Origin of the sequence: Actinoplanes sp. TBRC 11911 (assembly GCF_012933445.1) — a bacterium.
Classification (GTDB): Bacteria; Actinomycetota; Actinomycetes; order Mycobacteriales; family Micromonosporaceae; genus Actinoplanes.
In genome coordinates this window covers 118,582-143,810 of sequence record NZ_JABBNC010000022.1, presented here as the reverse complement: position 1 = coordinate 143,810, position 25,229 = coordinate 118,582, and the positions used below count along the sequence as shown (strand labels likewise).

Below are 25,229 nucleotides of genomic sequence, written 5' to 3'. Positions count from 1 at the left end.
AACGGCGGAAATCACATGCCGCGTGTCCGTCCTGCTCCATTGTGGAAAGCGCGTTCACCGGGATGCCGGTGTCCCCTGTCACAAAGGGTGCCGCGGTGAATCCGGCCTATCTTTCGGTCATGAGCGACGGAATTGATGAGGTGGCCCGCAACGCCGGCATCGAGGCCGACGTCGCGCAGGCTCGACAGTGGATGAACGCGGCCGCCGCCGCGAACCGGGACGGCGCCCGCATCGTGGTCGACCCGGACACCGGCGTCTTCGGCGACCCGGTTTCCCTGCTCGACTTCGACCCGGCGGACCTGGACTATTTCCGGAGCATGGTGCCGCACGTCCGGCTCGCACCGCATCCGCGCATCGAGTCGGCCATCGCCATCGCCGGCAGCGCCGCCCAGGGCCGGATCCAATTGTTTCCCGGCGACCGCGACTTCTTCGAACGGGTGCACATCCACGCCGATTCCCGAGCGGAGGCCGAACGCATATTCCGTACGGCTTTCAAAGCGACGGCGTTGCGGGCCACCGCCGAACCCGGCATCGTGTTGCTGGAAGCCGACCTCGGCACCTTCCCGGAAGCCGTCGTCCGCAAGGGCGTACCCTTGCCCGCCGGCCACACCATCGAGTGGACCACGCCGGAGATCGTCGCCGGCCGTCTCACCGTCGCGGCCCCCGACGGCTCCCCCCGCACGTACACATGGGACGACACCGAGGTCGGCGGCGGCTGGATCTACCTGTACTGGATCATCGCCGACCCTGCGCACGAGCGCATCGCGATCGCCAGCAACGTCATCGACCTGAGCTGGGAGGCCGCCGACGGCGTGGTGCGTTCGTTCGACGGCGCGATCGACCCGCTGGTGCAGGAGGTCTACCTCGAGCCCGCCGCCCTGCCTCTGGTGCGCCGCCTGCAACCGCTGGCCCGCCCCGGCGCTCGCGAGGCCTACCAGCAGGCGATGCGCGAGGAGGTCCGGCACTATCTGAGCGTCGAACCCAGCTACGGCAAGGTGGCCAAACGCCTCTACAACTTGTTCCGCCTAGGCGACGAGCTGGAGGCCGCGGCGTACGTCCGCGAGCTCTTCGACGAGCCGTCCGCCGGCCTGTACCAGGTGTCCGGCCTGCTGGAGGCCGCAACGGCCGCCCTGGACCCAACCTCCGGCATCGACCGCACCTTGGTCCTGCGCCAACTCGACGTGCTGGCGGTAACCTTGGCCGCCGCCACGACCGGCCCCGACGAGACCCGCCTGCTGGCCGCCCTGGGCCAGCTCCGCGCCTCCGTCCTGGCCGCCGACGAGACCGACGCCGACTGGGCCGCCACCGCGGCCCGCGTCCGCGCCCCCGCAGCCGCCCTGGTCAACGACTTCTTCCGCACCCGCCTGCTGGCCCACCCCCGAGTAAGCCACCTCCTCCACTCCTACGAGGCCGGCTAACCCCAGCCCGCCGCCCACCCAGCACCCCCAAGAACCACCAGCCCGCCGCCCAGCAAACGCAGCCCCCGCCCCCTGACAGCACCCGCAGGCCCGTTAGGTCACTTTTACGGCTTTGGGACGGCCACTCCCCTGTCCGCCGCCTCTGGACCGCCGACGTAGACCTGCACGACCTCGCGGCCCAGACTCACTCCTGTCGAGGTCCGCTCGCGCTGCGCCCGTGGACGGCGGCCTGAGATCACTTCGACCAACCTGACGCGCACCCCGGGCTGCGGCAGCCCGGAGATCGTCCTGGCCGCGAGCCGATCCACTCGCGAGCCGATCCACTCGCGAGCCGATCCACTCGCGAGCCGATCCACTCGCGAGCCGAGCTGCCCACGGCTCGACCTGCCTACGGCTCGAGCTGCCCACGGCTCGACCTGCCTACGGCTCGAGCTGCCCACGGCTCGACCTGCCCACGGCTCGACCTGCCTACGGCTCGAGCTGCCCACGGCTCGACCTGCCTACGGCTCGAGCTGCCCACGGCTCGAGCTGCCCACGGCTCGAGCTGCCCACGGCTCGAGCTGCCCACGGCTCGACCTGCCTACGGCTCGACCTGCCTACGGCTCGACCTGCCTACGGCTCGACCTGCCTACGGCTCGACCTGCCCGCGGCTCGAGCTGCCCGCGGCTCGAGCTGCCCGCGGCTCGAGCTGCCCGCAGGTCGGCCGTCCCATTATGTGGGCAACCCGGCCACATCGTGGATTCTTGCGAACCTTGGAGAGTTGCGCCCACATACGAGCCATAACTCTCCAAGGTTCACATCCGGCCCCGGAAAACAGCCGGACGAATGCGGCATTACCTGGCAAAATATCGTTCCACAATGGACGCGAATCCCACACTGCGGACGCCGAGTCCAGGACGTGGTCGCCAGTCTCAGCACCCGGCCGCTCGTCCCACATAATGGAAGCGCCGCCCGCCACCCGCCGAACCACTGGCCCAGCCGATCGCACTTTCCTCGGAAATATCGGATATGCGAGCAAGGCGGGCGACGGCGCACGACGTCTCCGAGTAGCTGAACCCACCGCGTGACCCACCAACTGCGAAACGCGCGGGCGTGGGAGACCCGCCGCGGGAAGCCAGGCCGCCGGAAGCGCGGGCAAGGAGAGCACGCGGAAAGCGGGAAACGCGCGCGAAAGCCGCGGCGCCGCGCACAGGCGCAGAACGCGGGCGCCGGAACGCGGGCGCAGCGCGGACGCGGCGGGAGCGGCGCGACGTGGCGCGACGTGGCGTGGCGTGGCGCGACGTGGCGTGGCGTGGCGCGACGTGGCGTGGCGTGGCGTGGCGCGACGTGGCGTGGCGTGGCGTGGCGCGACGTGGCGTGGCGTGGCGTGGCGCGACGTGGCGGGCGCGGCGCGGCGTGGCGGGAGCGGCGCGACGTGGCGGGCGTGGCACGGACGCGGGCGTGGCGGGCGTGGCACGGACGCGGGCGTGGCGGGCGTGGCACGGACGCGGACGTGACGGGCGCACCGCGGACGTGACGGGCGCACCGCGGACGTGACGGGCGCACCGCGGACGTGACGGGCGCACCGCGGACGTGACGGGCGCACCGCGGAGCGGACGTAGCGAGCGCGGAGAGCGCGGGTGCCGTGGCCCGCCACACGCCGACGGACATGATGCACAGGGCGTGCCGCACCCGTCCCCAACCGGCGCGGCGCGGGCAACTGGGGCGCGGGAAACGCGGGCGCGGGAAACGCGGGCGCGGGAAACGCGGGCGCGGGAAACGCGGGCGCGGGAAACGCGGGCGCGGAATGGAGGGGCGCGGAACGCGGGTAAGGAGGCGCGGGCGCCGCGGGCAAGGGAAGCGCGGGCGACGCGGGCGCGGAAAGAGTGGGCGTGGGAGACGCGACCGCGGAAAGGAGGGACGCGGAAACGCCGGCAAGGGAAAGCGCGGGCGACGCGGGCGGGTGTCACGAGCGTGGGAACGCGGGCGCCGCAAACGCGGGAGACGGCGCGCACGGCAAACACCGGTTCCGCGAGCGCGGGAACGCAGGCGCCGCAAACGCGCGAGACGGAAACACCGCCGCCGCGACCGGTGTCACGAGCGCGGGACGGCGGGCACGGAAAGCACGGTCGGCGCGAGCGGACCACGGACGCGGGAACGCAGTCGCGGCAGCGGGCGAGCGCGCCCATCGCGACCGCGCGCAGCGCGGGACGCGCCACACCACGGCAACACTCAAGCCCGATTCGAACCGCGTCAGCGATTCCCAAACTGCCCCAACGCACCAAGCGCGACCCTCACGCGAATGCGCAACCACCGCACCGTGGGGTCTGGGGGCTCGGCCCCCAGGAAACAGGCGAGCGGCCCAAGGTCTGCGCTTTCTGCAGACAGGGCCGCCCCAGCCGCGAGCGGACGACGGGATTCGAACCCGCGACCCTCACCTTGGCAAGGTGATGCGCTACCAGCTGCGCTACGTCCGCGACGGGATAAAGCTTAGCGGATGGAGTCCTGGGTCATTGAACCGAGGTCGCCCGGTCTGTCAGCATCAGCCGGTGGTGACATCTCTCCCTGACCTTGGCCGCAGCTCGTTCCCGGAACTGGGCAATGAGCTGGATGAACTTGTCGCGCTTGCGAGCCGGAAGCTCACGCCGGAGGTGTTCGCGCGGGCGATCGCCTACGGGGTGCCCGGTGCGGTGCACGAGGGTGATGTGCTGTTCGAGGTGGGTGACGAGGACCCGGAGCTGCTGCTGGTGGAGAGTGGCCTGCTCGAGGTGGTCCGGCAGGACGGGTCGGCGTTTCTGACGGCGGGGCCGGGGCAGTTCGTCGGGGAGATGAGCTTGCTGACGGGGCAGAACCGGATCGGCTCGTCTCGGGTGGCGCAGGACGGGGTCGTGCACCGGATCCCGATGGCCTCGTTCCGGCAGTTGATGGCGCGCGACGCGGAGCTCAGCGATCAGCTGCTGCGGTCGTTCCTGGCGCGGCGGCAGCTGCTGATGTACGAGGTGGGCCGCAACCTGGAGGTGGTCGGCGACCTGCGCAGCCGGGAGGGTCTGGCGTTGCAGACGTTCCTGACCCGGCAGTATCTGCCGCATCTGTGGCTGGATCCGGAGTCGGAGGACGGGCAGAAGGCGATGGCGGCGGCGGACCTGTCGCCCGCCGACCTGCCGGCCGCGATCATGCCGGCGAGAACGCTGCCGCGGGTCAGCACCGGCGTGCTGAGTCACCATCTTGGTCTGACCTATCGGCGTACGCCCAAAGGGGTTGCCGACCTCACCATCGTCGGCGCGGGTCCGGCCGGCCTGGCCGCGGCGGTCTACGGGGCGTCGGAGGGGCTGGAGACCGTGCTGATCGACGCGGTGGCGACCGGCGGGCAGGCGGCGGCGAGTTCGCGGATCGAGAACTACCTGGGTTTCCCGTTCGGGCTCAGCGGCGCGCAGCTCACCGACCGGGCGGTGGTACAGGCGCTGAAGTTCGGCGCGCATCTGGGCAGCCCGTGTCCGGTGGTGTCGATGCGTACCGAGGACGACCTGCACATCATCACGTTGCTCGACGGCACCGAGGTCCCCACCCGTACCGTCGTGGTCGCGACCGGCGCCGCGTACCGTGAGCTGCCGTTGAACCGGTGGAAGCATTTCGTCGGGTCGGGCATCTACTACGCGGCGACCGATTTGGAGGCGCAGGCGGTGCGCGGGCTCCCGGTGACGGTGGTGGGTGGGGCGAACTCGGCCGGCCAGGCGGCCATCTATCTGTCCCGGCATGCCGATCAAGTGACTCTTGCCGTACGCGGTGGGGACCTGGGCGCTTCGATGTCGAACTACCTGGTGGATCGCATTGTGGCGGAGCCCAGGATCGCGGTGCGCACGGCGACCGAGGTGACCGGGCTGGTCGGCGGGCACCGGCTGGAGGAGGTCACCTTGACGTCGCGGCAGTCCGGCGACGGGGAGATTTGCGGCTGTTTCGGGCTTTTCTGCTTCATCGGGGCGGAGCCGGCCACCGAGTGGCTGACCGGCGTCGCGCTGGACGAGAAGGGCTTCATCCCGACGGATGTGCTGCTCGGCGACCGCTGGACCCTCGACGGGCGGCCGCCGCTGCCGTTCGAGACCAGCCTGCCGGGGGTGTTCGCGGCCGGGGACGTGCGGTCGAACTCGATGAAGCGGGTGGCCGCGGCGGTCGGTGAGGGCGCGAGCGCGGTCCGCTCGGTGCATCAGGCACTGGCGTACCTAAGCTGATCTTGGGGGCGCGGCCAACCGCGCGGGCTGATCTTGGCGTGGGCGCGCTGGAGCCCGCCGGGTAGCATCTGGCGGATGCCGAAAGACGCCACGATTCTGTACCAACCGGTCGACCCGGACGGCCTGGTTGTCGCGACGCTCACCGGCGAGGTGGATCTCGACCGCGCCGACGACGTGCGCGACAGCCTGGCCGGGGCGGCCGCCGAGCCGGGCTGCCGGTTCCTGCGCATCGACGTGAGCGGCCTCGACTTCATCGACTCGTACGGGCTGGGGGCCTTGGTCAGCGCCCGCAACAGCGCCGCCGCGCAGGGGGTCACCTTCACCCTGGAGAGGCCCTCCCCGCCGGTCCGCAAGGCCATCGAGGTCACCGGCCTGGGCGACGTTTTCGGCCTCTAGAAAGCCTCTAGAAAGGCTCAACCCGCCCCCGGCGGAACCGATCTTCCGGGGGACTTTTCCGCGCAACCAGGTGGCACCGCGACGGGCACCGACGACGCACCTGCCGCCCTGGAATCTCTTTCCCATGCCCGGCCGACAACGAGGCCGGACAACGCGGGGGAGATTGAATGTTGCGCAAGTCCGTGTACTCGCTGGCCGCCGTGCTCGCCGGGATCGGAGCGGCTCTGGCCGGTCCGGTTGCCGCGCAGGCCGCGCCCGCCGCCACCACGAGCGGCGAGTGCGTCACCGACGCGAAGCTGGTGCCGAACTGCGGCGTGCTGTGGGGTGCCGCCGCCGGCGGCTTCACCGGTAAGCCGCGCGACGAGGAGCACAAGAACTGGGAGAAGCTCTCCGGTCGCACCGCGACGATCTTCCACACGTATCACAAGGGCGACGAGGTCTTCCCGACCCAGGCCGAGATGACGATGGCCCGGGACAAGACCAAGCCGCGCGTGCTGCTGCTGAACTGGCGCGTCGAGTACGGCTCGACCTGGGCCAACGTGGCGGCCGGCAAGCTCGACAAGCGCATCGACACGTTCGCCGCGCGGGTCAAGTCGACGTTCCCGGAGAAGTTCTTCCTGGTGCTCAACCACGAGCCCGAGGACGACGTGCGGGCCGCCGGCTCGGGCATGACCGCCAAGGACTTCGCGGCCTCGTTCCGCCACGTCATCAAGCGGCTGCGCGACAAGGGCCTGTCGAACATGGTCAGCGTCGTGGCGTACATGGGCAATGAGAAGTGGATGGCGCAGTCGTGGTGGAAGGACCTCTACCCGGGTGACGACGTCGTCGACTGGATCGGCATCGACTCGTACGTGAGCGCGGAGAAGAACTACTACCACGCGGGCGTGTTCGCCGACCTGCTGGACCGCAAGGCTCCCAAGGGCATCGGCTTCTACGACTGGGCGACCAAGCAGCACCCGTCGAAGCCGTTCATGGTGGCCGAGTGGGGCGCCTACCACCGGGTGGGCAAGGTCGTCGACAAGTCCAAGCAGTTCAACAGCGTGCTGCCGGAGCTGGCGAAGCGCCCGAACATCAAGGCGATCGTCTACTTCGACACGAAGAACGACGCGACCGGCGACCGTGACATCAGCATCGACAGCGCGCCGTCGAGCCTGGCCGCGTTCCGCAAGCTGGCGGCGTCGCCGTTGTTCAACGTCCGTCTGCGCTGAACGGTGAAGGCCCGGCCTCCCTCGTGGGGGCCGGGCCTTTTTCACAGCTTCACCGGCAGCGATTCCAGGCCGAACACGATCGAGGCGCGGCGGAACTTCAGCTTCTCCGGGTCCACGGCCGGGCGCATCCGCGGAAAACGACGAACGAGCGCCGGGTACGCCGTACGCAGCTCCATCTTTGCCAGCTCGGCGCCGATGCAGCGGTGCATGCCGTACCCGAACGCGAGATGGCTTCTGCCTCGTGCCGGATTTATCCGGTCTGTCGCCTCGCCGAAGTGGTCGTCCCGGTTCGCGCCGCTCAGCGAACAGATCACCACGTCGCCGGCCTTGATGTCCACGCCCGCGATCTGCTGGTCGCGGGTCGCCATCCGGGGGAACGCCACCTGCACGACGGTGAGGTAGCGCAGCATCTCGTCGACCGTCTCGTCGACGTGCTCGCCGTTGCGCATCCCCGCGGCCATCGCGTCGTCGTCCATCAGCATCAGCGCGCCCAGCGCCAGCATGCTCGCCGACGTCTCCAGCCCGCCGGTCAGCACCCCGTCGGCGAGACCCGCCAGCTCACGATCGTCGATGGCGTCGCCGTGCGTGCGGATCAGCGAGCCGAGCAGCCCGTCGCCCGGTTCCCGCCGCTGCGCCTCGATCAGGCCGCCGAGGTACGACAGTGACTCGCCGATGGCGTCCAGCGAGACCCCCGCGCCGCCGGCCATGTCGAAGCGCGCGGTGCTCAACTTCTGGAAATACTCCCGATCCTCGTACGGGACACCGAGCAGCTCGCAGATCGTCAGGGCCGGGATGGCGAGCGCGAAGTCCGGCCAGAGATCGACATCCGGCCGCTTGGCCGCCATCTCGTCGAGCTGACCCGCCACGATCTGCTCGATCCGCGGCTGCAGCCGGGCGAGGCGGCGCATGGTGAACTCCGGGGTCAGCGTCTTGCGCAGCCGGGTGTGCACCGGCGGGTCGGCGAACCCCAGACCACCGGGATCCTGCCGTACGTTGATGCCGACCTGCCCGGCGAACTTCGCGAAGTCGTTGCTGTAGCCGTCCAGGCTGCCCAGCACCTCACGGACCGGTTCGTAGCCGCGGACCAGCCAGACCCGCAGGCCGAACGGCACCGACATCCGGCTGACCGGTTCCCGGAGCGCCATCTCCGCGACCGGGTCGAGGCCGTCGCGATGCAGCGGCCAGAGCACCTTGTCCGGCAGCATGGCCAGCCCCGGGTACGGCCCGGCACCGGACAACCGGCGCGCGAGCAGTCCCAGCACCTGCGACCGCACAGCGGACACCAGCGACGCCACGCTCACATCTTCCTCCTCGGCTCAGGCAGCGCGTGCATGATCACACGAGAACCACCCGATCCAGGAATCGCTGTTGTTACATCTCTGCCCATTCGCTGGCAAGCAGCGCGTAGACGGCGAGATCGGCCCACTCCCCCTTGAACCAGGACTCCTCCCGCAGCACCCCTTCGCGGCGCATCCCGAGCCTTTCGCAGACCCGGGCGGAGGCGGTGTTGCGGGGGTCGAGCTGGGCCCAGATGCGGTGCAACTTGAGTTCGTCGAAGCCGAGCCGGACGAGGGCGCGGGCGGCCTCGGTGGCATAGCCGTGCCCGGCGTAACCCGGGTGGAAGACCCAGCCGATCTCGCCTTGCCGGTCGGCCAGGGTGCCGGACGATTTGAGCCGCACGTCGCCGATCAGGCGACCGTCGAGCTCGACGCCGAGCAGGATGCGGTCGCCGTCGCGGGTGAGGTGGGTGAGGGCGGTCCGCTCGGCGACGAAAGCCGGGGCGGCGTCGGCGGTGAGGGGGTCGCTCTCCAGGTAGCGGTTGACGTCGTCCCGGCCCCGGTAGTCGAGCAGGTCGGTCTCGTCGCCGTCGCGGAGGGGGCGGAGGTGGAGGCGTTCGGTGGTCACCCGCATTCGCGTGAGCGTAGTGGGAGGTGGGGTGGGTGGTCGCCCCATTAATTCACGGTGGCGGCAGGGCGGTCTCACGGTGTGATGTGGCGGCTTCATGCCGGCGACCGAGCGGCTGCCGAGATGATGACCAACAAGGCGCACACGTCCGCGGTGGCCGCGTCCCTCGTCAGCGCGCGGCGCCAGCCTCGGCATCGCAGCGGCTCCAAGCCTCGCCACGCGGGCCGGAGTTGGACAGGCCGGCCCGGCGCCGTCCGACAAATCCGAAATGCCGTGATTGGTCGAGGGAAAGTGCCGCCTGGGCCGGAGTTGGCCGGGCCGGAGTTGGCCGGGCCGGAGTTGGCCGGGCCGGAGTTGGCCGGGCCGGACGGCGCACCGCCCGAGGCGCGCGCCGACGGGCGTCACTGAGTTGTCCCCCGCCCAGCTGGCCGAGGCGCCCCCTCGCCGTCGCAAGTCGGAAATGTCGCCCGCCATGGCACTCCCTCGATGGCGGACAAGTCGGAAATGTCGCCCGGCATGGCACTCCCTCGATGGCGGAGTGGAAACAGGCCGCCCGGGCGGTAGGTGTGCCTGGACGAAACCACCGTCGCGTCCGTCTCCATTTGGCCCCGAGTCGCGGCACCGATCCCACTATGTGGCGGATCCCGACCGCATCCTGGGCTTTCACGCGACCTTGGAGAGTTACGCCCATATGCGAGCCATAGGTATCCAAGGTCTGCGGAACATCGGCGAAAGCTCGGTTGCAAAAGCCGTAAGACGGGATGAAAAACTCTCTACAGTGGACGCGCGTCCCACATCGCGGGACCAGGCGACCACGATGCGGTCGCGGGTCCCGCACAACGGACAAAGGTCCCGCTGTCGGGCACATCGCAAGACCGGCCGACGCTGACCATTCCGGAGACCCGGGCGAAGGCCATGCGACGGGCGAGCGGTCGACCGGCGACAACCCGCTGCTTATGGGTGGAACTTCGTCACCCCGGGGATACGGGAGGCCGATGCATGTCCGTCTCGGCGGCCGCCGCGCCGGCGCGCTGGTCAGAGGCATTCCTGCTGGCCGGTAGTCGAGGTTGGGCGCTAGCCGTGACGACATCGGGCGCCGGAGGGACGAGGGTAACGATAAGTGTTGAAGAAAGTCACCCACAGCGTGGTAACCGAGGAAGCGAGGCCGGAACGATGATGACTTTGACCAGGAAGACGCAGCATCTCCGGCATGCGGCCCGCACCACGTTCGACAACCTGCGCGCCGAAGCCCTGTTCGCTTCGCGGCTGCAGCCGGCCGATCAGCCCTCGGCCGGCCAGGTCCAGGACGTCGTCACGAGCACGCTCCGCAAGCTGGGCATCCGCGGCTGCGCGGCGCACATGGCCGGCGAGTTCGGCGATCACCCGGAGACCGCGGCCGACCGGATGAAGTGGGCGCAAGCGACTATCCGCACCACTTATCCCACGCGACCCGCGACACCGGCCCTCATCTTGCGACCCGTGCCGGCCACCGCCAGTTGACCCAGGCGCGCTTCCGGCTGCGGAACCGACCCAAGGACGGCAAGACCCAGAGGCGGCAACGCCGAGAGTGGCGCGACCCAACGGCGGCCCGAAGGCGGCCCGAAGGCGGCAAGACCCAAAACCGGCGCGACCCAACGGCGGACGCGGCCCACAGACGGCGCGACCCACAGGCGGCGAAGGGGAGACGACGTGGCGACGGTGATCGAGGTCCGGGATCGGGAGGCTCTCGCCGCCGAGTTCCGCGATAACGCCGACGAACCCCGGATCGAAGACGCCGATTCTCGCCTGACCGCCGCTCGCCCCGCGGCCCAGGTCATGACCGCGGAGCCGGGCAAGTCCGGCGACACCTTCGGCGCGAGCTGGTGACGGGTCAGCGCGGCCCCGGCACAATGTATGACCGTCCGGGCAGAGGTAGTAGCTCGCCCCCGGCTCCAGGCGCGTCCGCGAATCGATGCGGTACGTGACACCTGCTCCGCCGGGCGCCAGCATCACGACGTACGGGAAATTGATGTCCCAACCGCCGTCGAAGCCGCTGAAGACGTCGGCCGCCCCGGCCTGGTAACGAGTGGTGAAGACCCGTCGCGGGCAGTTTCAGCGTGGCCTGTTCGGCGCGACCCTCACGTAGCCCGTCGGCATGGCCCACGGCGTATCCCCGATCGGGCGAGGCGGCGCTCGATCGACCCCACCAGAAGGTGCCCGCTCCGACTAGCGCCACCAGCAGCACCGCGAGCCCGATCCGCATTCGCTTACCCATGCTTTCATCATGGCTCCGATCAGCCGTACGCCTCGGGCCCGCGAACGGTAGAGTCCATAGTGGATACCGATTCGACGGCGGGAGCCTCTCATGTCCGACCGGTTCGACACGGGTGTCCCGCATTCGGCCCGCGTCTGGAACTATTGGCTCGGCGGCACGGACAACTTCGCGGTCGACCGGGAGGTCGGTGACCGGTTCGCCACGCTGTACCCGGACATCACCGTGGTCGCCCGGTCGTCGCGCGCGTTCCTCAAGCGCTCGGTCACGTTCCTGGCGCGGGAGGCCGGCATCCGGCAGTTCCTCGACGTCGGCACCGGCATGCCCACCGCCGAACACACCCATCAGGTGGCCCAGGCCGTCGCTCCCGAGGCCCGCATCGCGTACGTGGACAACGATCCGCTCGTGCTGGAGCATGCCCGTGCCCTGCTGACCGGCACGCGCGAGGGCGCCACCGAATACATCGACGCCGACCTGCGGGACCCGGCCGCGATCGTCGCCGCCGCGGGCCGTACGACGCTGGACCTGTCGAAGCCCACCGCGCTGATCCTGATGAACATCCTCGGGCACGTGAGCGACCTCGACGACGCCGTCGCGATCGTGCGGGACCTGATGGGCGCGTTGCCGCCGGGCAGCTACCTGATCACCGCCGACGGCACGAACGTGATCGACGGGCCGGCGTTCGAGGAGGCGATCGGCGTCTGGAACGCGAACGCGCCGCTCGCCTACCATCTGCGCCGGCCCGAGGAACTGGCCCGGTTCCTCGACGGGCTGCAGGTCGTCGAACCGGGACTGGTGCCCTGTTCCCGGTGGCGGCCCGGGCCGGACGCTCCGGCCGGACGGGACGTCGACGAGTTCGGTGCCGTGGCGTACCGGGGCTGAGGTCAGGAAATCACGATCTTGCGGTCCGGCTGCGGGACGCCCGAGCCGTCGAACTTGAACGCCCAGATCTTGATCAGGTTCGGGACCAGCTCGCCGGTCGGGGTGAATTTATAGGTGTACGAGACGCCCTTGTGGTCGATCGTCGACAGGTAGGCGTTGAGCTTCTCCCGCGTGGTGTCGCCGGCCGCGATGCCTTCGAGGAGGATCTGCGTGGCGTCGAAGGCGGTGTCCGAGTACGTGCCGGCCGGGTGGCCCCACCTGGCCCGGTACTGGTTGCCGAACGTGCTGTCGGCGGCCTCCGGCGGCGAGCAGGGGCAGACCGCGACGGTGCCCGCGGCCGCCGCGTTGCCGGCCGCCCGCGACAGGCCCGGGTCGTTGAGGGCGTCGCCGCCCACCAGCGTGCCCGTCCAGCCGGAGGCGGTGAGCTGCTTGCGGATGAGACCGGCGTTCGCGTAGTAGCCGCCGTAGAACAGCACGGTCGCGCCGCTCGAGGTGACCTTCTGCACCAGCGTGGAGAAGTCGGTCTGCGCGCCGTCGGCCGCGGTCTCGTCCGTGCCGGCGACCAGCGCCCCCAGCTTCGCCTTCACCAGCGCGGACAGGCTCGTGCCGTACGGCGATCCGTCGTCGGCCACGAACACCTTCTTGGCGCCGAGAGTGGTCTGGATGTAGCTCGCGGCGGCCGGCCCCTGCGCGGCGTCGTTCGCGATCGCCCGGTGGAACGTGCTCCACCCGCTGGTCGCCAGCGACACACCGGTCGCGCCCGGCGTGATCGTCGGCACGCCGGCCTTGTCGAAGATCGGATCGGCGCTCCCCGACTCGCCGGTGAACAGCGGCCCGACCACGCCGATGATCTTCTTGTCCTCGACGAGGTCGTGCGCGACCCCGGCGGCGACCGCCGGGTCCCCCCGCGAGTCGAACTTCGCCACTTCGACGCAGTCGCTGCCGTTCGTCTGGGCGTACTGGTCGAGGGCCAGTTCGTAGCCTTGCTCGATGTTCACGCCGAGGTTGGCGGCGGACCCGCTGAGCGCGCCGAAGAAGGCGAGCTTGTAGCCGCATGGTGACCCGTCCGCCGCCTGGGTGTCACTCGAGGCACACGCCGAGGCACCCGCGATCAATCCGGCGACGGCCACCGCACCGACGACCCGAAGAACTCTTCGCACGGTGGAAACCCTTTTCTTGCGACTCCGTGATCAGGCGCAAATCTAATTCCACCGAGCCGTCAGGATAAGTCCACGAAATGGGATCACGCCATCCGGCCAAATGGGACCGGTTATTCGAATGTGAGGAGCGGCATACGTGCGATATCTGTTACTTGTGCAGGGTGGGCCGGTAGGTGAATTCCTGGGTGCGGCCGTCGAGGGTGCGGGTCTCGAGCAGTTCGAGGTCGAAGTCGGCGGCGCCCTGGAAGATCGGGTCCTGGCCGGTCTCGCCGGTGATCACCGGGAAGAGGGTCACCTGGACGATGTCGACCAGGCCGGCGGCCATCAGAGCGCGGTTCATCGACAGGCTGCCGTGGGAGCGCAGCGGCACGTCGGACTCCTCCTTGAGGCGGGCGACGACGTCGACGGCGTCGCCGCTCACGACGGTGGCGTCCGGCCAGTCGAGCGGTGCCTTCAGGGTGGTCGACACGACCGTGGCCGGGAGGTTGCACATCCGGGTGGCCCACGGGTCGCGGACCTCGGACTCCTCGGTGCTGGCGGCCAGCATCCGCGTGAACGCCCGGAACGTGTTGGCGCCGAAGACCATGCGCTGCTCGTGGTCGTACAGGGAAAGGCGGCGGTCGAGCAGCTCGGGGCCCTGCTTGCCCCAGTAGCCGGTCCAGTTGGCGCTGGCGGCACCGAAGCCGTCGAGGCTGCTGAAGACGTCGAACGTGTAGGTGACCGTCATGATCGCTCCTCGGGTCCGGTTGATCGGCTATGTCGATACTGACCGGGGAGGTCGGCGAAACTCATCGGCTTTCGCGACGAGGAGTCTCGACCATGGGCGCCGGCGGTCGCGGTCAGGGGCGGGCCGGGTCGGAGCCGCCGGCCGGGACGTACGACCAGACCTCGCTGTGCACGCCGACCGGGGGCGGTGCGCCCTCGCCCGCGCGCTCGGCGGCCGAGCGGTGCCCGTGGGCGAAGGCCGGCGACTTGACCCACGCCTGGAAGGACTCCTCGTCGCGCCAGCGGGTGATCACGAGCCAGGTGGGCCGCTCGTCGGTCGGGCGGAGCAGCTCGAAGCCCTCGAAGCCGTCCTGATCGTCGACGGCGCCGGCCCGGGCGGCGAAGCGCCGGGCCAGCTCGTCGCCGCTGCCGGCCGGCACCGTGATGGCGTTGATCTTGACAATAGTCATGCCCCTATTGTCCCCGACCCGCCGGTGCGGCCTCCGCCCACCCGCCCGCCCGAGTCAGGCGTGCCTTGTACGCGATAGATACACCTTCCTACGTCACATGACGGATGCGTACGTCATTCGCCCGGTTCCAAACTCGAAGCCGCGTTACGCCCGTCGACGGAACAGGAGCATTTGTGGGAGCGAACACATACGAAGGCGAACGGTTTATCGAATTGCCGGACGGCCGGGTGTGGGTCAATGTCGTCGGGTCCGGGAGCGGCGTTCCGCTGCTGTTGCTGCACGGCGGACCGGGTGGCGGGCACGACTATCTCGAGCCGCTCGGCGCCCTCGCCGACGACCGGCCGGTGATCTTCTACGATCAGCTCGGTTGTGGATTATCCGACCGCCCCGGCGATCCCGCCCTCTGGAGGATGGACCGATTCGTCGAGGAGCTCGCCACCGTCCGGCAATCGCTGGGGTTGACCCGATTCCACCTGTACGGGCATTCGTGGGGTGGCTGGCTCGCGATCGAATACCTGTTACGTCATCCGCGGGGCGTTGCCAGTGCGGTGCTCGCGAGTACGTCGGCCAGTATCGCCGAGTTCGTCGCCGGGACCCGCCGTCTGCGGTCGCTTCTCGCCAACGACGTACAGGAAACGCTTGATGGATTTGAGGCGCGCGGCGATTACACCGCCCCGGATTACGAGGCGGCCGTGGGGGTCTTCTACGACAATTTCCTGTATCGGCGGCAACCCTATGCCCCGTCGCTGCTGCGCAGTCTGGCCAACCTCGACGGCAATCAGGTGTACGCGACGATGAACGGTCCCAACGAATTCGTGGTGACCGGGAACCTGGCTGCCTGGGACCGGACGCCGCGGCTGGGCGAGATCGCCACGCCGGTGCTGCTGACGCGTGGACGGTACGACGAGTTCGAGGTGCGCTGCACCGACACCCTGGCCGCCGGACTGCCGCATGCGGAACGGGTCGAATTCGCGGACAGCGCCCACTTCGCGATGCTGGAGGAAGAGGAGGCGTACGTCGCGGCCCTGCGGTCCTTCCTGCGCCGCAACGACTGACGGCCGCACGATGCGCGGCTAGGGTCGCAGGATGACCATGGTGCCGTTCGCGTTGGTGGATGTCTTCTCGGACCGGCCGCTGGCCGGTAACCCCTTGGCGGTCGTGCCCGACGCCGACCATCTCGACGACGCGGTCATGGCGCGCATCGCCCGCGAGTTCAACCAGTCCGAGACCACCTTCCTGCTCACCCCGACCATGGACGGCGCCGCGCATCGGCTGCGCTCGTTCACGCCGGCCGGGGTCGAGGTGTTCGGTGCCGGGCACAACGCGCTGGGCGCCTGGTGGTGGCTGGCCGGCAACGGCCGCCTGGACCGGCTGGGCGTGTGGCATCAGCAGCTCGGCGACGTGGTGCTGCCCGTTGACGTCGCCGCCGACCGGGTCGCGATGCGTCAGGAGCCGGCCCGGTTCGGGAGCACCGTCCCGCTGGTCCCGCTGGCCGCCGCGCTGGGCGTCGACGTCGTGGCGGCACCGGCGCCGCAGGTGGTCGGCACCGGAGCCGCGCACCTGCTGGTCGGCGTGCGGGACCGCGCGACGGTGGACGCGGCGGCACCCGACACCGCCGCGTTACGGGCCCTGCTGCTGGCCGCCGGCGGTGAGGGCTGCTACGTGTACGCGGTGGAGCGGGGCGAGGTCACCGCGTACGCCCGGTTCTTCAACCCGGTCGCCGGGATCGTCGAGGACCCGGCGACCGGCACCGCCGCGGGCCCGCTCGCCGGCCTGCTGCACCGGCACGGCCTGGCGGGCGAGACCAGCGTGATCCTGCAGGGCCACCGGCTCGGCCGCCCGTCGCGGCTCGAGGTCCGGCTCGACGGCGCCACCCCGGTGCTGTCCGGCCGCGCGGTGGTCAGCGCGACCGGCACGTTGCGGCTGGCCTAGAACGGGAACGCGGCGGGCTTGCTGCGCACCGTGATCCAGCGCGTCTCGGTGAACGCGTCGATGTTGGCCCGCGCACCGCCGAACCGGGTGCCGGTGCCCGAGGCCGCGACCCCGCCGAACGGGGCGTTCGCCTCGTCGTTGACCGTCTGGTCGTTGATGTGCGCGATGCCGGTCGGGATGCGGTCGGCCAGGTCCATGCCGCGCATCGGGTCGGCGGTCACGATGCCCAGCGACAACCCGTACTCGGACGCGGTCGCCAGCGCCACCGCCTCGTCGACCGAGTCGAACTTCACCACCGGCGCCACCGGGCCGAAGATCTCCTTGGCGAAGGCCGGCGTCGACGTGGTCACCCCGGCCAGCACGGTCGGCTGGTAGAAGAGCTTGTCGTACTCGCCGCCGACAGCCACCGACGCGCCCGACGCCGTACTGGCCGTGACGATGTCGTGGATCTTGTCGCGTTGCGCCGCGTCGATCACCGGGCCCAGGGCGACCTCCTCGCGCGCCGGGTCACCGACGGGCAGCTTCGCCGCCTTGTCGGACAGCAAGGTGACGAAATCATCATAAATCCGGGAATGCACCAGGTGGCGGCCCGTCGTCATGCAGATCTGCCCCTGGTGGAAGAAGCTGCCCCAGGCCGCGAGGTTCACCGCCGCCGCGACGTCCGCGTCGTCGAGCACCAGCATCGCTGAATTCCCGCCCAGCTCCAGATGCGCCCGCTTGAGATGCTTGCCGGCCAGCTCCCCGACGCGGCGCCCGGCCGCCGTCGACCCGGTGAACGAGATGACGCTCACCGACGGATCGGTGATCATCGCCTCCCCGACGTCGGCCCCGCCGGGCAGCACCTGCAGCAGCCCGTCCGGCAGGCCCGCCTCCTGGAAGATCCGGGCCAGCACCAGCCCGCCGGTGATCGCGGTGCGCGGATCCGGCTTCAGCAGCACCGCGTTGCCCAGCGCCAGCGCCGGCGCCACCGACCGGATGCCCAGGATGATCGGCACATTGAACGGCGAGATGACCCCGACGACCCCCACCGGGTAGCGGCGTGCGATCGACAGTCGCGGTTCCTCGCTGGGCACCAGTTCCCCGTACGGGCGTGCGGGCAGCGCGGCGGCCTCCCAGCATTCCTGCTCGGCCACGTGCACGGCGAACCCGGCCATCCCCGGGATCGCGCCGACCTCCCGCACGTTCCACCAGCTGATCTCCTCGGCGTGCTCGGCCCACAGTTGAGCCGCGCGGCGAAGGACCGCGGCCCGCGCCGGATGCGGGGTGGCCGCCCACTCGCGCTGAGCCGCACGCGCGGCGGTGGCCGCGGCCGCGACGTCGTCCGGTGTGGCCATGGTGAAGCGGGCCAGCGTGCCACCCGTGGCGGGCTCGATGACGTCGGTGGCGGGGCCGCTCCCGGCGCGCCAGGCGCCGTCGACGTGGATGAGGTCGTGCCAGCGGGTCTCGTCGAGCAAAGCCATGGGGGTCTCCGTCCCTGCACGCGGTGGGCAGGACTTTATTACTTGCGACTCCAAGCAATCAACAAGGTGATCCAAGTATTCGCCCTTCTGAACCTTGCGCGGTTCAGCTTCGTATCTCTCCGTGGCACGCCACCGGAAACGAAGGAAACCCGCCTTGCCGATGAAGTCGATGACCTTGCGCCCCGTCCTCGGGACGATCGTGACCGTGGCGTCGCTCGTGCTGCTCTACCTGGCGCTCGTGGTGCCGGACACCGTGGTGAGACACAAGACCGGCGCGTGGGTCCCCGGGGCGTACCTGCGGGTCCCGATGGAATTGATCGTGGCCGGCGCGGTGGTCCTGGCCCTGCCCGGTCGCTGGCGTAAGCCGGTGGCCGCGCTGTTCGGGTTCGGCTTCGGCGTGATCGCGGTCCTCAAGGTCGCCAACATGGGCTTCCTGCTGGTGCTGGGCCGCCGCTTCAACCCGGTCCTGGACGTGACCCTGTTCAAGGACGGCTACAACGCGTTCACCGAGACCGACGGCAAGACCAAGGCGAATCTCGCGGTCGCCGGTGCGATCCTGCTGGCCCTGGCGGTGCTGAGTCTGGCAACCCTTGCCGCCGTACGCCTCGCCACCGTCACCGCCCGGCACGCGCAACCCACCCGGCGGGCCCTGGTGGCACTGAGCGCGGTGTGGCTGGCGCTGGCGCTCAGCGGGGTCAGCCTGTTCCCGAACAACCCGGTCGCCTCGGACTCCGCGGCCGCGCTGGCGAAGTCCACCGCCAAGCAGGTGCCCGCCGCGATCCGCGACCAGCGGCAGTTCGCCGAGGCCTCGCGCAACGACCCGTTCCGCAGCGTGGCGCCCGCCGACCGGGTCGCCGGCCTGAAGGGCAAGGACGTGATCCTCGGCGTGGTGGAGAGCTACGGCCGATCGTCGCTCGAGGACCCGGGCATGTCCGCGATCGTCACCCCGATGCTGAAAGCCGACGAGGCGAAACTGGCCGCCGCCGGGTTCTCGGCCAAAAGCGGGTTCCTGACCTCGTCCACGTACGGCGGGGGCAGCTGGCTCGGGCATTCGACGTTCCAGACCGGACTGTGGATCGACAGCCAGCCGCGGTACCGCCAGGTCACCGCGGGCGACCGGATCACCTTGACCAGCACGTTCCACGACGCGGGCTGGCACACCGTCGGCATGGAACCGGGCAACACCACGGCCTGGCCGGAGGCGAGCTTCTACAAGTACGACACCGTCTACGACTCACGGAACCTCGCCTATCGGGGGCCGCGGTTCGGCTGGTCCCGGATGCCCGACCAGTATTTGCTGAGCCAATTCCAGCAGAACGTGTACGCCAAGCGGACCGGCCCGCTGATGGCCGAGCTGACGTTCACCTCCAGCCACGAGCCGTGGACGCCGCTGCCGCAGACCGTGGACTGGGCCGCCGTCGGGGACGGGTCGGTCTACGGCCCGATGGCCAAGCAGGGCCCGTCGCGCGGCACCCTGTGGCAGGACGCCACGGCGACCCAGGCCGCGTACGCCAAGTCCATCGCCTACTCGGTGGACAACTTCATCACCTGGGCCACCACGTACGGCGATCCGAACCTGGTGCTGGTCATGTTCGGCGACCACCAGCCGGTGTCCCTGGTCAGCGGCAACGGCGCCAGCCACGACGTGCCGGTGACGATCATCGCGCACGACAAGCGGGTGCTGGACCGGATCGCCGGCTGGAGCTGGCAGGACGGCCTGAAGCCGGCCCCGGACGCTCCGCTGTGGCGGATGGACGAGTTCCGGGACCGGTTCTTCACGGCGTTCGGGACGCAGAGCACGGTGGCGCTCGGCAAGGCCCACTGACCTGCTCAGGCCGTATGGGCCAGGGCCTTGCCCTTGAGCTGCTCGAACTCGGCGGTCGTGATGGCGCCGGAGTCGAGCAGCTCCTTGGCGGACGCGATCTCGTCGGTGGGGGTGCCGCCGCTCGGCTGCGCCACCGACTTGATGTACGCCTCCTGCCGCCGCCGCGCGTCGGTCTGGGCGGCGAGCGCGCGTTCGGCCATGCCGCCGCCGCGGGCGATCAGGTAGACCAGCATGCCCAGGATCGGCAGGATGATCAGGAACAGTGTCCAGAGTGTCTTGGCCACCCCGCCGATGTCCTTGCTCCGGAACAGGTCGCCGAAGACCCAGAACAGGCACATGAACCAGGCGACGAACACGAAGAACTCGAACAGCGCCAGCAGGAACGAACCGTTGTCGTCGAACATGCGAGTGCCCTTCCGGGGGATGGGTCGTGATCTCCCAGTGGACAGCCTGGCGCGCGCTCCGGCCTCATCCCGCACGGAGTAGTTTGCCGTCCGGCCGATGCGCGATGGCCTCGGCGCCGCACCGAACCAGCAGATCTCCAATATGGCGCGGCCCAGGCCGTGCAGCGCCCGCGCCCGCGACCTCGACCTCGACCTCGACCTCGACCTCGACGTCGACCTCGACGAGCAACTGACCGCCGCGCCCACCCTCGCCGGACATATCCGATATTTCGGGTTATCAGGGTGGCCCGGCTGCGCCGCCGCGCCGCTGGGCTCAGCGAGTGACCCGCCGCGCTTCCATGTCGTGGGACTCGCGGCCGCATACTGAGACCGGCGACCACGTTCTGGACCCGCCGTCCGCGATGTGAGATTCGCGTCCATTGTGGAGCAGCTTTTTGTCCGGCAATGCAGCTTTCGCACCGCTGGCTTTCCCGTCCAGATGCGAACCTTGGAGAGTTATGGCTCGTATGTGGGCGCAACTCTCCAAGGTTCACGAAAAGCCCACGATGTGACCGCGATGTCCCACAGAGCGGAACTGTTCAGCTGGTTCTCGCGCCGCTCACGCTCCGATGAGTTGACCTTGCGCGGCGGACCTGCGCGGACCGTCGCTGTGGGGAGCCGGGACCTTCCGGTCGTGGCGGGTGCCCACACCTGGGTGGGGGCGGCTGCGGTGTGGGCAACCGCCACCTCCTCGGCGTCGCGACTGCCCACACCTGGATGGGGGCGGCTGCGGTGTGGGCAACCGCCACCTCCTCGGCGTCGCGACTGCCCACACCTGGATGGGGGCGGCTGCAGTGTGGGCAACCGCCACCTTCCCGGCGTCGCGACTGCCCACACGGGGGTGGGGGTGGGGGTGGCTGTGGTGTGGGCAACCGCCACCTCCTCGGCGTCGCGACTCCCCACGCCCGGGTGGGGCGGCCACTGTGGGGAGCTGGGACCTGCCCGGGCCTGGCGGCGTCGCCTCGCACGGGGGCTCCCGGCCGACGGAACCAGCTGAACAGTTACACAGAGCGGAACTGTTCAGCTGGTTCTCGCGCCGCTCACCCTCCGAGGCGTTGGCCTTCCGTGGCGGACCAGAGGGCCGTCGCTGTGGGGAGCTGGGATGTTCCGGCCGTTACAGGTGCCCACACCGGCTGTGGGTGGCCGCGGTGTGGGGAACCACAGCCTCCCCGCCGTCGCGACTCCCCACACGCGGGTGAGGCTGGCGCGGCGTGGGGAACCACAGCCTCCCCGCCGTCGCGACTCCCCACACCCGGGTGGGGCGCCCACTGTGGGGAGCTGGGACCTGGCCGGGCCTGGCGACGCCGCCTCGCACGGGGACCACGGGCCGGCGGAACCAGCTGGGCAGTTACACGGAGCGAGGACGCCCGCCCCGCCACCGAGACCGCCGCGCGACCGGGCGGCCGCGGCGGTCTCAGCTTGCCCCATCAGGGCGGCGGCAGCGCTCGTCTAGTACCCGATCGTCAGCTGACCCCGGTGGTGCTTCGGGTTGTCGATCTCGTCGGCGAACCCGGCCGCGAAGTCGGGGCCGGAGATGCTCGAGTCGAACCCCTCGCGCGCCGTCCCCGGCACCTTGATCAGCACTTCCTCGCCGAGCCGGTAGTTCCCGGTGCGCGTCCCCGCGTTCCACGGCCCGTACCCCACCGGCGGAGCGAAGTAGAACCAGTCGGCGACCCCGTCGTAGCCGCGCAGCAGCTCCAGGGCACGCAGGTGCGCGTCCGCCTCGGTGGTGTACTCGGGCGGGAACGTGGGCAGGTCGCGGACGACCGGGCCGCCTTCGTAGGCCAGCAGGGTCGCGCCGCCGCCGACCACGCCGAGCCGGGCACCCGCGCGGGCGGCCGCCTCGAGCAGGGCGGGCAGCGCGCTCGCCAGCTCCGGCTGCCCGTCCGGCGCCCCGGGCAGCGCGACGACGATCACATCCGCGTCCTGGGTGATCCGCTCGACGAAGGCGGCGTCGTGCACCGAACCCGCGTGCGTGGTGAGGTTCGGCCGGGCGTCGGTGGTGGCCGTCCGGGCAACCCCGGTCACGCGGTGGCCGCGCGCCAGCAGCTCCTCGGTGATATGTCCGCCGCCGAAGCCGGAGTAGCCGAAGACAACAACGTTTGACATCAGTTCGCCTCTCGGGACAAGTGCTCAAGGGAAGTACGCACCGAGACTGTCGCCGGGCGAATCGACCTGCCACTCCCCCGGTCTGGGTACCCGCGGCGTGGGCTGGCAGGGCCGGTGATCACGAGACACAATGGCTCCGTGTCGGAACAGCACAAGAACGACTTAGCGGACTTTCTACGCGCACGACGGGCCGCGCTGACCCCGCAGGAGACCGGCGTGACCACGTACGGCAAGGAACGCCGGGTGCCCGGCCTGCGCCGCGAGGAGGTGGCGCAGCTCGCCGGGGTGAGCGTGAAGACCTACACCCGGCTGGAGCAGGGCGAGAGCCGGCAGGCCTCGGACGCGGTCCTGGAGGCGATCGCCGGCGCGCTGCGCCTGGACGAGACCGACCGGCGGCATCTGGCCCGCCTGGCCTGGCCGACGCCACTGGTCCGGCGCACCGAGCCGGAGACGGTGCGCGACTCGCTGGTCGCGCTGGCCGAGGACACCACCGACAAGGTGGCCCTGATCGCCGGGCGCTACATGGATCTGCTGGCCGGCAACCGGCTCGCCTACGCGCTGTTCGGGCTGCCGTCCGGCCGGCCGGTCAACTTGGTGCTGCGCATGTTCCTTGAGCCGGACGTCCGCGACCTGTTCGTCGACTGGGAGGCCGAGGCCCGCAACTATGCCGCGACCCTGCGCGTGGCGACGGTCACCGACCCGGACGACCCGCGGCTGGCCGAGCTGGTCGGTGAGCTGAGCATCAAGAGCCCCGATTTCGTACGCATGTGGGCCGCGCACCCGGTCGGCGCCTGGGCGTACGGCGTGCACGAGTACAACCATCCGCGGGTCGGCCGGCTGACGCTGGTCGGCGAGAGCTTCGAGGTCGCGGGCGAGCCCTGCCAGCACTTCACGTTCCAGAGCGCCGCCCCCGGCTCCGACACGGCCGACCGGTTGCGGCGCCTGCAAGCCCTCGCCGCCTAGAGGCGCGGCTTCGGCGCGCGGCTTCGGAGCACGCCGTTGAACCGCGTCTCCCGCAACCGCGCGCCTCTCAGCCGCGCACCCTCATCCGCGCGCCGCGATCGCCGCGGTGGCGAAGGAATGATCCTGGTCCGGGGTGCCGCCGCCGACCCCGATCGCGCCGATGAGCTGGCCGTCGCGGTGCACAGGCAGGCCGCCGCCGACGAACAGCAACGGCCGGTCCAGCGCGGTGGGCAGCGAGTGCAGCGGACCCCCCGGCTGCACCGCCTCGGCGAGGTCGGCGGTCGGCGCGTTCAGCTGCAGTGACGTGTAGGCCTTGGCCCGGCTGGTCTCCCCCGAGATCAGCCGGGCCTGGTCGTCGCGCCGGAACGCCAGCAGCTGGCCGCTGACGTCCAGGACGGCGACGCTGACCGGGACCTCGGCGGCCGCGGCGGCACGGGTCGCCCCGGCGATGAGGGACTCGGCTTCCGCGGTGCTCAAGGGCGCGACGGCGATGGTGCTCACGATGGTTCTCCTTGGTCGGTGCGTGGTGACGGGGCGGGTCGCGAAAGAGTGCTGCACGTGGCGAATCGCGAAAGAGTGCCGCACGTGGCGGGTCGCGAAAGAGTGCCGCACGTGGCGGGTCGCGAAAGAGTGCCGCACGTGGCGGGTCGCGAAAGAGTGCTCAGTCGGCGCTGACGGCGACCGCCGGCGGGATCGCGGCGGCACCCGGCGACCGTTTGGCGCGTTCCAGCACCGCGGACGCCACGGCGAGCAGCACGGCGATCCCGGCCATGATGGCGCCGACCCAGCTCGGGGCGGTGTAGCCGAGTCCGGCCGAGATGGTGAGCCCGCCGAGCCACGCGGCAAGGGCGTTGCCCAGGTTGAAGGCGCCGACGTTCACCGCCGAGGCCAGCGTCGGGGCCGAGTGCGCCCGATCGAGGACCTGTTTCTGCAGGGGCGGGACGGTGGCGAAGCCGAGCGCTCCGATCAGGACGATGGTCACCGCCGCCTCGGCCTTGTGGTGGGCGGTGACGGTGAACAGGGCCAGGACGATGACGAGGGCGCCCAGCGAGGTGAACAGCATCGGCATCAGCGCGCGGTCGGCGAACTTGCCGCCGAGCAGGTTGCCGACGACCATCCCGGCGCCGAGCAGGACCAGCAGCCAGGTGACCGACCCCGCCGAGTAGCCGGCGACGTGGGTCATCATCGGCGCGATGTAGGTGATCGCCGCGAACACGCCGCCGAACCCGAACACGGTCATCCCCATGGCCAGCAGGACCTGCGCGTTCTTGAAGGCGGCCACCTCGTGCCGCAGGTGCACGTTCGCCGGGCGGGACACCTCGGGCACGAGCCGGGCGACGCCCGCGAGGCCGACGACGCCGATCGCGGCGATGATGCCGAAGGTCACCCGCCAGCCCGCGGACTGTCCGACCAGCGTGCCCAGCGGGACACCGACGATGTTCGCGGCGGTGAGACCGGTGAACATCATCGCGATGGCGCCGGCCTTCTTGTTCGGCGCGACCAGGTCGGCCGCGACCACCGAGCCGATGCCGAAGAAGGCGCCGTGGGCGAGCGAGGTGACCACCCGCCCGATCAGCAGCACGGCGAACGACGGCGCGAACGCGGAGACCAGGTTGCCGACGATGAAGATGCCCATCAGCAGCGTCAGCATCCGTTTACGGGAGACCTTGGTGCCGAGCACGGTCATCAGCGGCGCACCGAACATCACGCCGAGCGCGTATCCGGTGACGAGCAGTCCGCCCGTGGGAATGGAGACGCCGAGGTCCTGCGATACGTCGGGCAGCAGGCCCGTGACCACGAACTCGGTCGTCCCGATCCCGAAAGCTCCTATCGCGAGAGCCAGAAGCGCGAGAGGCATGGGGGCAGAACCTTTCTGGAACGGGGAGTACAGAATTGA

At 70.3% G+C, this 25,229-nt stretch carries 22 protein-coding genes, 1 tRNA gene and 1 pseudogene; 13 read left to right on the top strand and 11 right to left on the bottom strand.

The features are described from left to right. Nucleotides 1-119: 119 nt before the first annotated feature. Together HH310_RS26880 and HH310_RS45865 are read left to right on the top strand one after the other, a co-directional pair. The gene (locus tag HH310_RS26880; RefSeq protein ID WP_169178430.1) at nucleotides 120-1,418 is read left to right on the top strand and encodes a hypothetical protein; all 1,299 of its coding nucleotides are present in this window, start codon (nucleotides 120-122) and stop codon (nucleotides 1,416-1,418) included. Nucleotides 1,419-3,118: 1,700 nt separating this feature from the next. Then, nucleotides 3,119-3,229, top strand: a pseudogene (locus tag HH310_RS45865) (hypothetical protein); the annotation flags it as partial. Nucleotides 3,230-3,801: 572 nt separating this feature from the next. Here the strand turns inward: HH310_RS45865 and HH310_RS26870 are convergent. Beyond that, nucleotides 3,802-3,874: transfer RNA gene (locus tag HH310_RS26870), tRNA-Gly, on the bottom strand. A 72-nt stretch (nucleotides 3,875-3,946) separates the two neighbouring features. Between HH310_RS26870 and HH310_RS26865 the strand changes: the two genes are divergently transcribed. The 3 genes from HH310_RS26865 (at nucleotide 3,947) to HH310_RS26855 (ending at nucleotide 7,227) form a co-directional block, all read left to right on the top strand. After that, entirely contained in the window at nucleotides 3,947-5,623 is a 1,677-nt protein-coding gene (locus tag HH310_RS26865) for an FAD-dependent oxidoreductase (RefSeq protein ID WP_169178429.1), read from the top strand. A 75-nt stretch (nucleotides 5,624-5,698) separates the two neighbouring features. Beyond that, nucleotides 5,699-6,019: an STAS domain-containing protein gene (locus tag HH310_RS26860; RefSeq protein WP_169178428.1), complete on the top strand. Its 321-nt coding sequence runs from the start codon at nucleotides 5,699-5,701 to the stop codon at nucleotides 6,017-6,019. A 167-nt stretch (nucleotides 6,020-6,186) separates the two neighbouring features. Then, entirely contained in the window at nucleotides 6,187-7,227 is a 1,041-nt protein-coding gene (locus HH310_RS26855; protein ID WP_169178427.1) for a glycoside hydrolase family 26 protein, read from the top strand. Between the two features lie 41 nt (nucleotides 7,228-7,268). On the opposite strand, the gene HH310_RS26850 is transcribed toward HH310_RS26855, so the two are convergent. Together HH310_RS26850 and HH310_RS26845 are read right to left on the bottom strand one after the other, a co-directional pair. Beyond that, a complete protein-coding gene (locus HH310_RS26850; RefSeq protein WP_312034338.1) occupies nucleotides 7,269-8,528 on the bottom strand; it encodes a cytochrome P450 in 1,260 nt (419 codons plus the stop codon). A 70-nt stretch (nucleotides 8,529-8,598) separates the two neighbouring features. Continuing rightward, nucleotides 8,599-9,138 carry a GNAT family N-acetyltransferase gene (locus HH310_RS26845; RefSeq protein WP_211192663.1) on the bottom strand — a complete coding sequence of 180 codons (540 nt, stop codon included), beginning with the start codon at nucleotides 9,136-9,138 and terminating at the stop codon, nucleotides 8,599-8,601. Nucleotides 9,139-10,314: 1,176 nt separating this feature from the next. On the opposite strand from HH310_RS26845, the gene HH310_RS26840 reads away from it, so the two are divergent. The 3 genes from HH310_RS26840 to HH310_RS26830 all read left to right on the top strand — a co-directional run bounded on the left by HH310_RS26840 (nucleotide 10,315) and on the right by HH310_RS26830 (nucleotide 12,265). Next, complete coding sequence (locus tag HH310_RS26840; RefSeq protein WP_211192662.1) at nucleotides 10,315-10,632, top strand: hypothetical protein; 318 nt, start codon at nucleotides 10,315-10,317, stop codon at nucleotides 10,630-10,632. Nucleotides 10,633-10,821: 189 nt separating this feature from the next. Next, nucleotides 10,822-10,998 carry a hypothetical protein gene (locus tag HH310_RS26835; protein ID WP_169178425.1) on the top strand — a complete coding sequence of 59 codons (177 nt, stop codon included), beginning with the start codon at nucleotides 10,822-10,824 and terminating at the stop codon, nucleotides 10,996-10,998. A gap of 478 nt (nucleotides 10,999-11,476) precedes the next feature. Then, nucleotides 11,477-12,265, top strand: a complete 789-nt coding sequence (locus tag HH310_RS26830) for an SAM-dependent methyltransferase (RefSeq protein ID WP_169178424.1) — start codon at nucleotides 11,477-11,479, stop codon at nucleotides 12,263-12,265. 2 nt (nucleotides 12,266-12,267) lie between these two features. Here HH310_RS26830 and HH310_RS26825 read toward each other — a convergent pair whose 3' ends face one another. The 3 genes from HH310_RS26825 to HH310_RS26815 form a co-directional block, all read right to left on the bottom strand. Then, on the bottom strand, nucleotides 12,268-13,425 hold the full coding sequence (locus HH310_RS26825) for a branched-chain amino acid ABC transporter substrate-binding protein (protein WP_169178423.1): 1,158 nt from the start codon (nucleotides 13,423-13,425) through the stop codon (nucleotides 12,268-12,270). A 148-nt stretch (nucleotides 13,426-13,573) separates the two neighbouring features. After that, nucleotides 13,574-14,152 (bottom strand): dihydrofolate reductase family protein, encoded by a 579-nt coding sequence (locus tag HH310_RS26820; RefSeq protein WP_169178422.1) that lies wholly within the window; start codon nucleotides 14,150-14,152, stop codon nucleotides 13,574-13,576. Between the two features lie 112 nt (nucleotides 14,153-14,264). Then, the gene (locus HH310_RS26815) at nucleotides 14,265-14,600 is read right to left on the bottom strand and encodes an antibiotic biosynthesis monooxygenase (protein WP_169178421.1); all 336 of its coding nucleotides are present in this window, start codon (nucleotides 14,598-14,600) and stop codon (nucleotides 14,265-14,267) included. Between the two features lie 173 nt (nucleotides 14,601-14,773). Here HH310_RS26815 and HH310_RS26810 point away from each other — a divergent pair, with 173 nt between their 5' ends. Continuing rightward, a complete protein-coding gene (locus HH310_RS26810) occupies nucleotides 14,774-15,655 on the top strand; it encodes a proline iminopeptidase-family hydrolase (protein WP_169178420.1) in 882 nt (293 codons plus the stop codon). 31 nt (nucleotides 15,656-15,686) lie between these two features. Then, nucleotides 15,687-16,532 carry a PhzF family phenazine biosynthesis protein gene (locus HH310_RS26805; RefSeq protein WP_169178419.1) on the top strand — a complete coding sequence of 282 codons (846 nt, stop codon included), beginning with the start codon at nucleotides 15,687-15,689 and terminating at the stop codon, nucleotides 16,530-16,532. Here HH310_RS26805 and HH310_RS26800 read toward each other — a convergent pair. Further along, complete coding sequence (locus HH310_RS26800; RefSeq protein WP_169178418.1) at nucleotides 16,529-17,992, bottom strand: benzaldehyde dehydrogenase; 1,464 nt, start codon at nucleotides 17,990-17,992, stop codon at nucleotides 16,529-16,531. The genes HH310_RS26805 and HH310_RS26800 overlap by 4 nt on opposite strands. 160 nt (nucleotides 17,993-18,152) lie before the next feature. Between HH310_RS26800 and HH310_RS26795 the strand changes: the two genes are divergently transcribed. Further along, complete coding sequence (locus HH310_RS26795) at nucleotides 18,153-19,817, top strand: sulfatase-like hydrolase/transferase (RefSeq protein ID WP_169178417.1); 1,665 nt, start codon at nucleotides 18,153-18,155, stop codon at nucleotides 19,815-19,817. Between the two features lie 5 nt (nucleotides 19,818-19,822). Here the strand turns inward: HH310_RS26795 and HH310_RS26790 are convergent, their stop codons facing one another. Then, the gene (locus HH310_RS26790; RefSeq protein ID WP_169178416.1) at nucleotides 19,823-20,221 is read right to left on the bottom strand and encodes an SHOCT domain-containing protein; all 399 of its coding nucleotides are present in this window, start codon (nucleotides 20,219-20,221) and stop codon (nucleotides 19,823-19,825) included. A gap of 97 nt (nucleotides 20,222-20,318) precedes the next feature. Here HH310_RS26790 and HH310_RS26785 point away from each other — a divergent pair, with 97 nt between their 5' ends. Next, on the top strand, nucleotides 20,319-20,588 hold the full coding sequence (locus HH310_RS26785) for a hypothetical protein (protein WP_169178415.1): 270 nt from the start codon (nucleotides 20,319-20,321) through the stop codon (nucleotides 20,586-20,588). 1,121 nt (nucleotides 20,589-21,709) lie between these two features. Here the strand turns inward: HH310_RS26785 and HH310_RS26780 are convergent. Next, on the bottom strand, nucleotides 21,710-22,369 hold the full coding sequence (locus HH310_RS26780; RefSeq protein WP_169178414.1) for an NAD(P)-dependent oxidoreductase: 660 nt from the start codon (nucleotides 22,367-22,369) through the stop codon (nucleotides 21,710-21,712). A 138-nt stretch (nucleotides 22,370-22,507) separates the two neighbouring features. Between HH310_RS26780 and HH310_RS26775 the strand changes: the two genes are divergently transcribed. After that, complete coding sequence (locus HH310_RS26775) at nucleotides 22,508-23,332, top strand: helix-turn-helix domain-containing protein (RefSeq protein WP_169178413.1); 825 nt, start codon at nucleotides 22,508-22,510, stop codon at nucleotides 23,330-23,332. A gap of 81 nt (nucleotides 23,333-23,413) precedes the next feature. Here HH310_RS26775 and HH310_RS26770 read toward each other — a convergent pair whose 3' ends face one another. Together HH310_RS26770 and HH310_RS26765 are read right to left on the bottom strand one after the other, a co-directional pair. Continuing rightward, a complete protein-coding gene (locus HH310_RS26770; protein WP_169178412.1) occupies nucleotides 23,414-23,833 on the bottom strand; it encodes a heme-binding protein in 420 nt (139 codons plus the stop codon). A gap of 160 nt (nucleotides 23,834-23,993) precedes the next feature. After that, nucleotides 23,994-25,190: an MFS transporter gene (locus HH310_RS26765; RefSeq protein ID WP_169178411.1), complete on the bottom strand. Its 1,197-nt coding sequence runs from the start codon at nucleotides 25,188-25,190 to the stop codon at nucleotides 23,994-23,996. Nucleotides 25,191-25,229 lie beyond the last annotated feature (39 nt).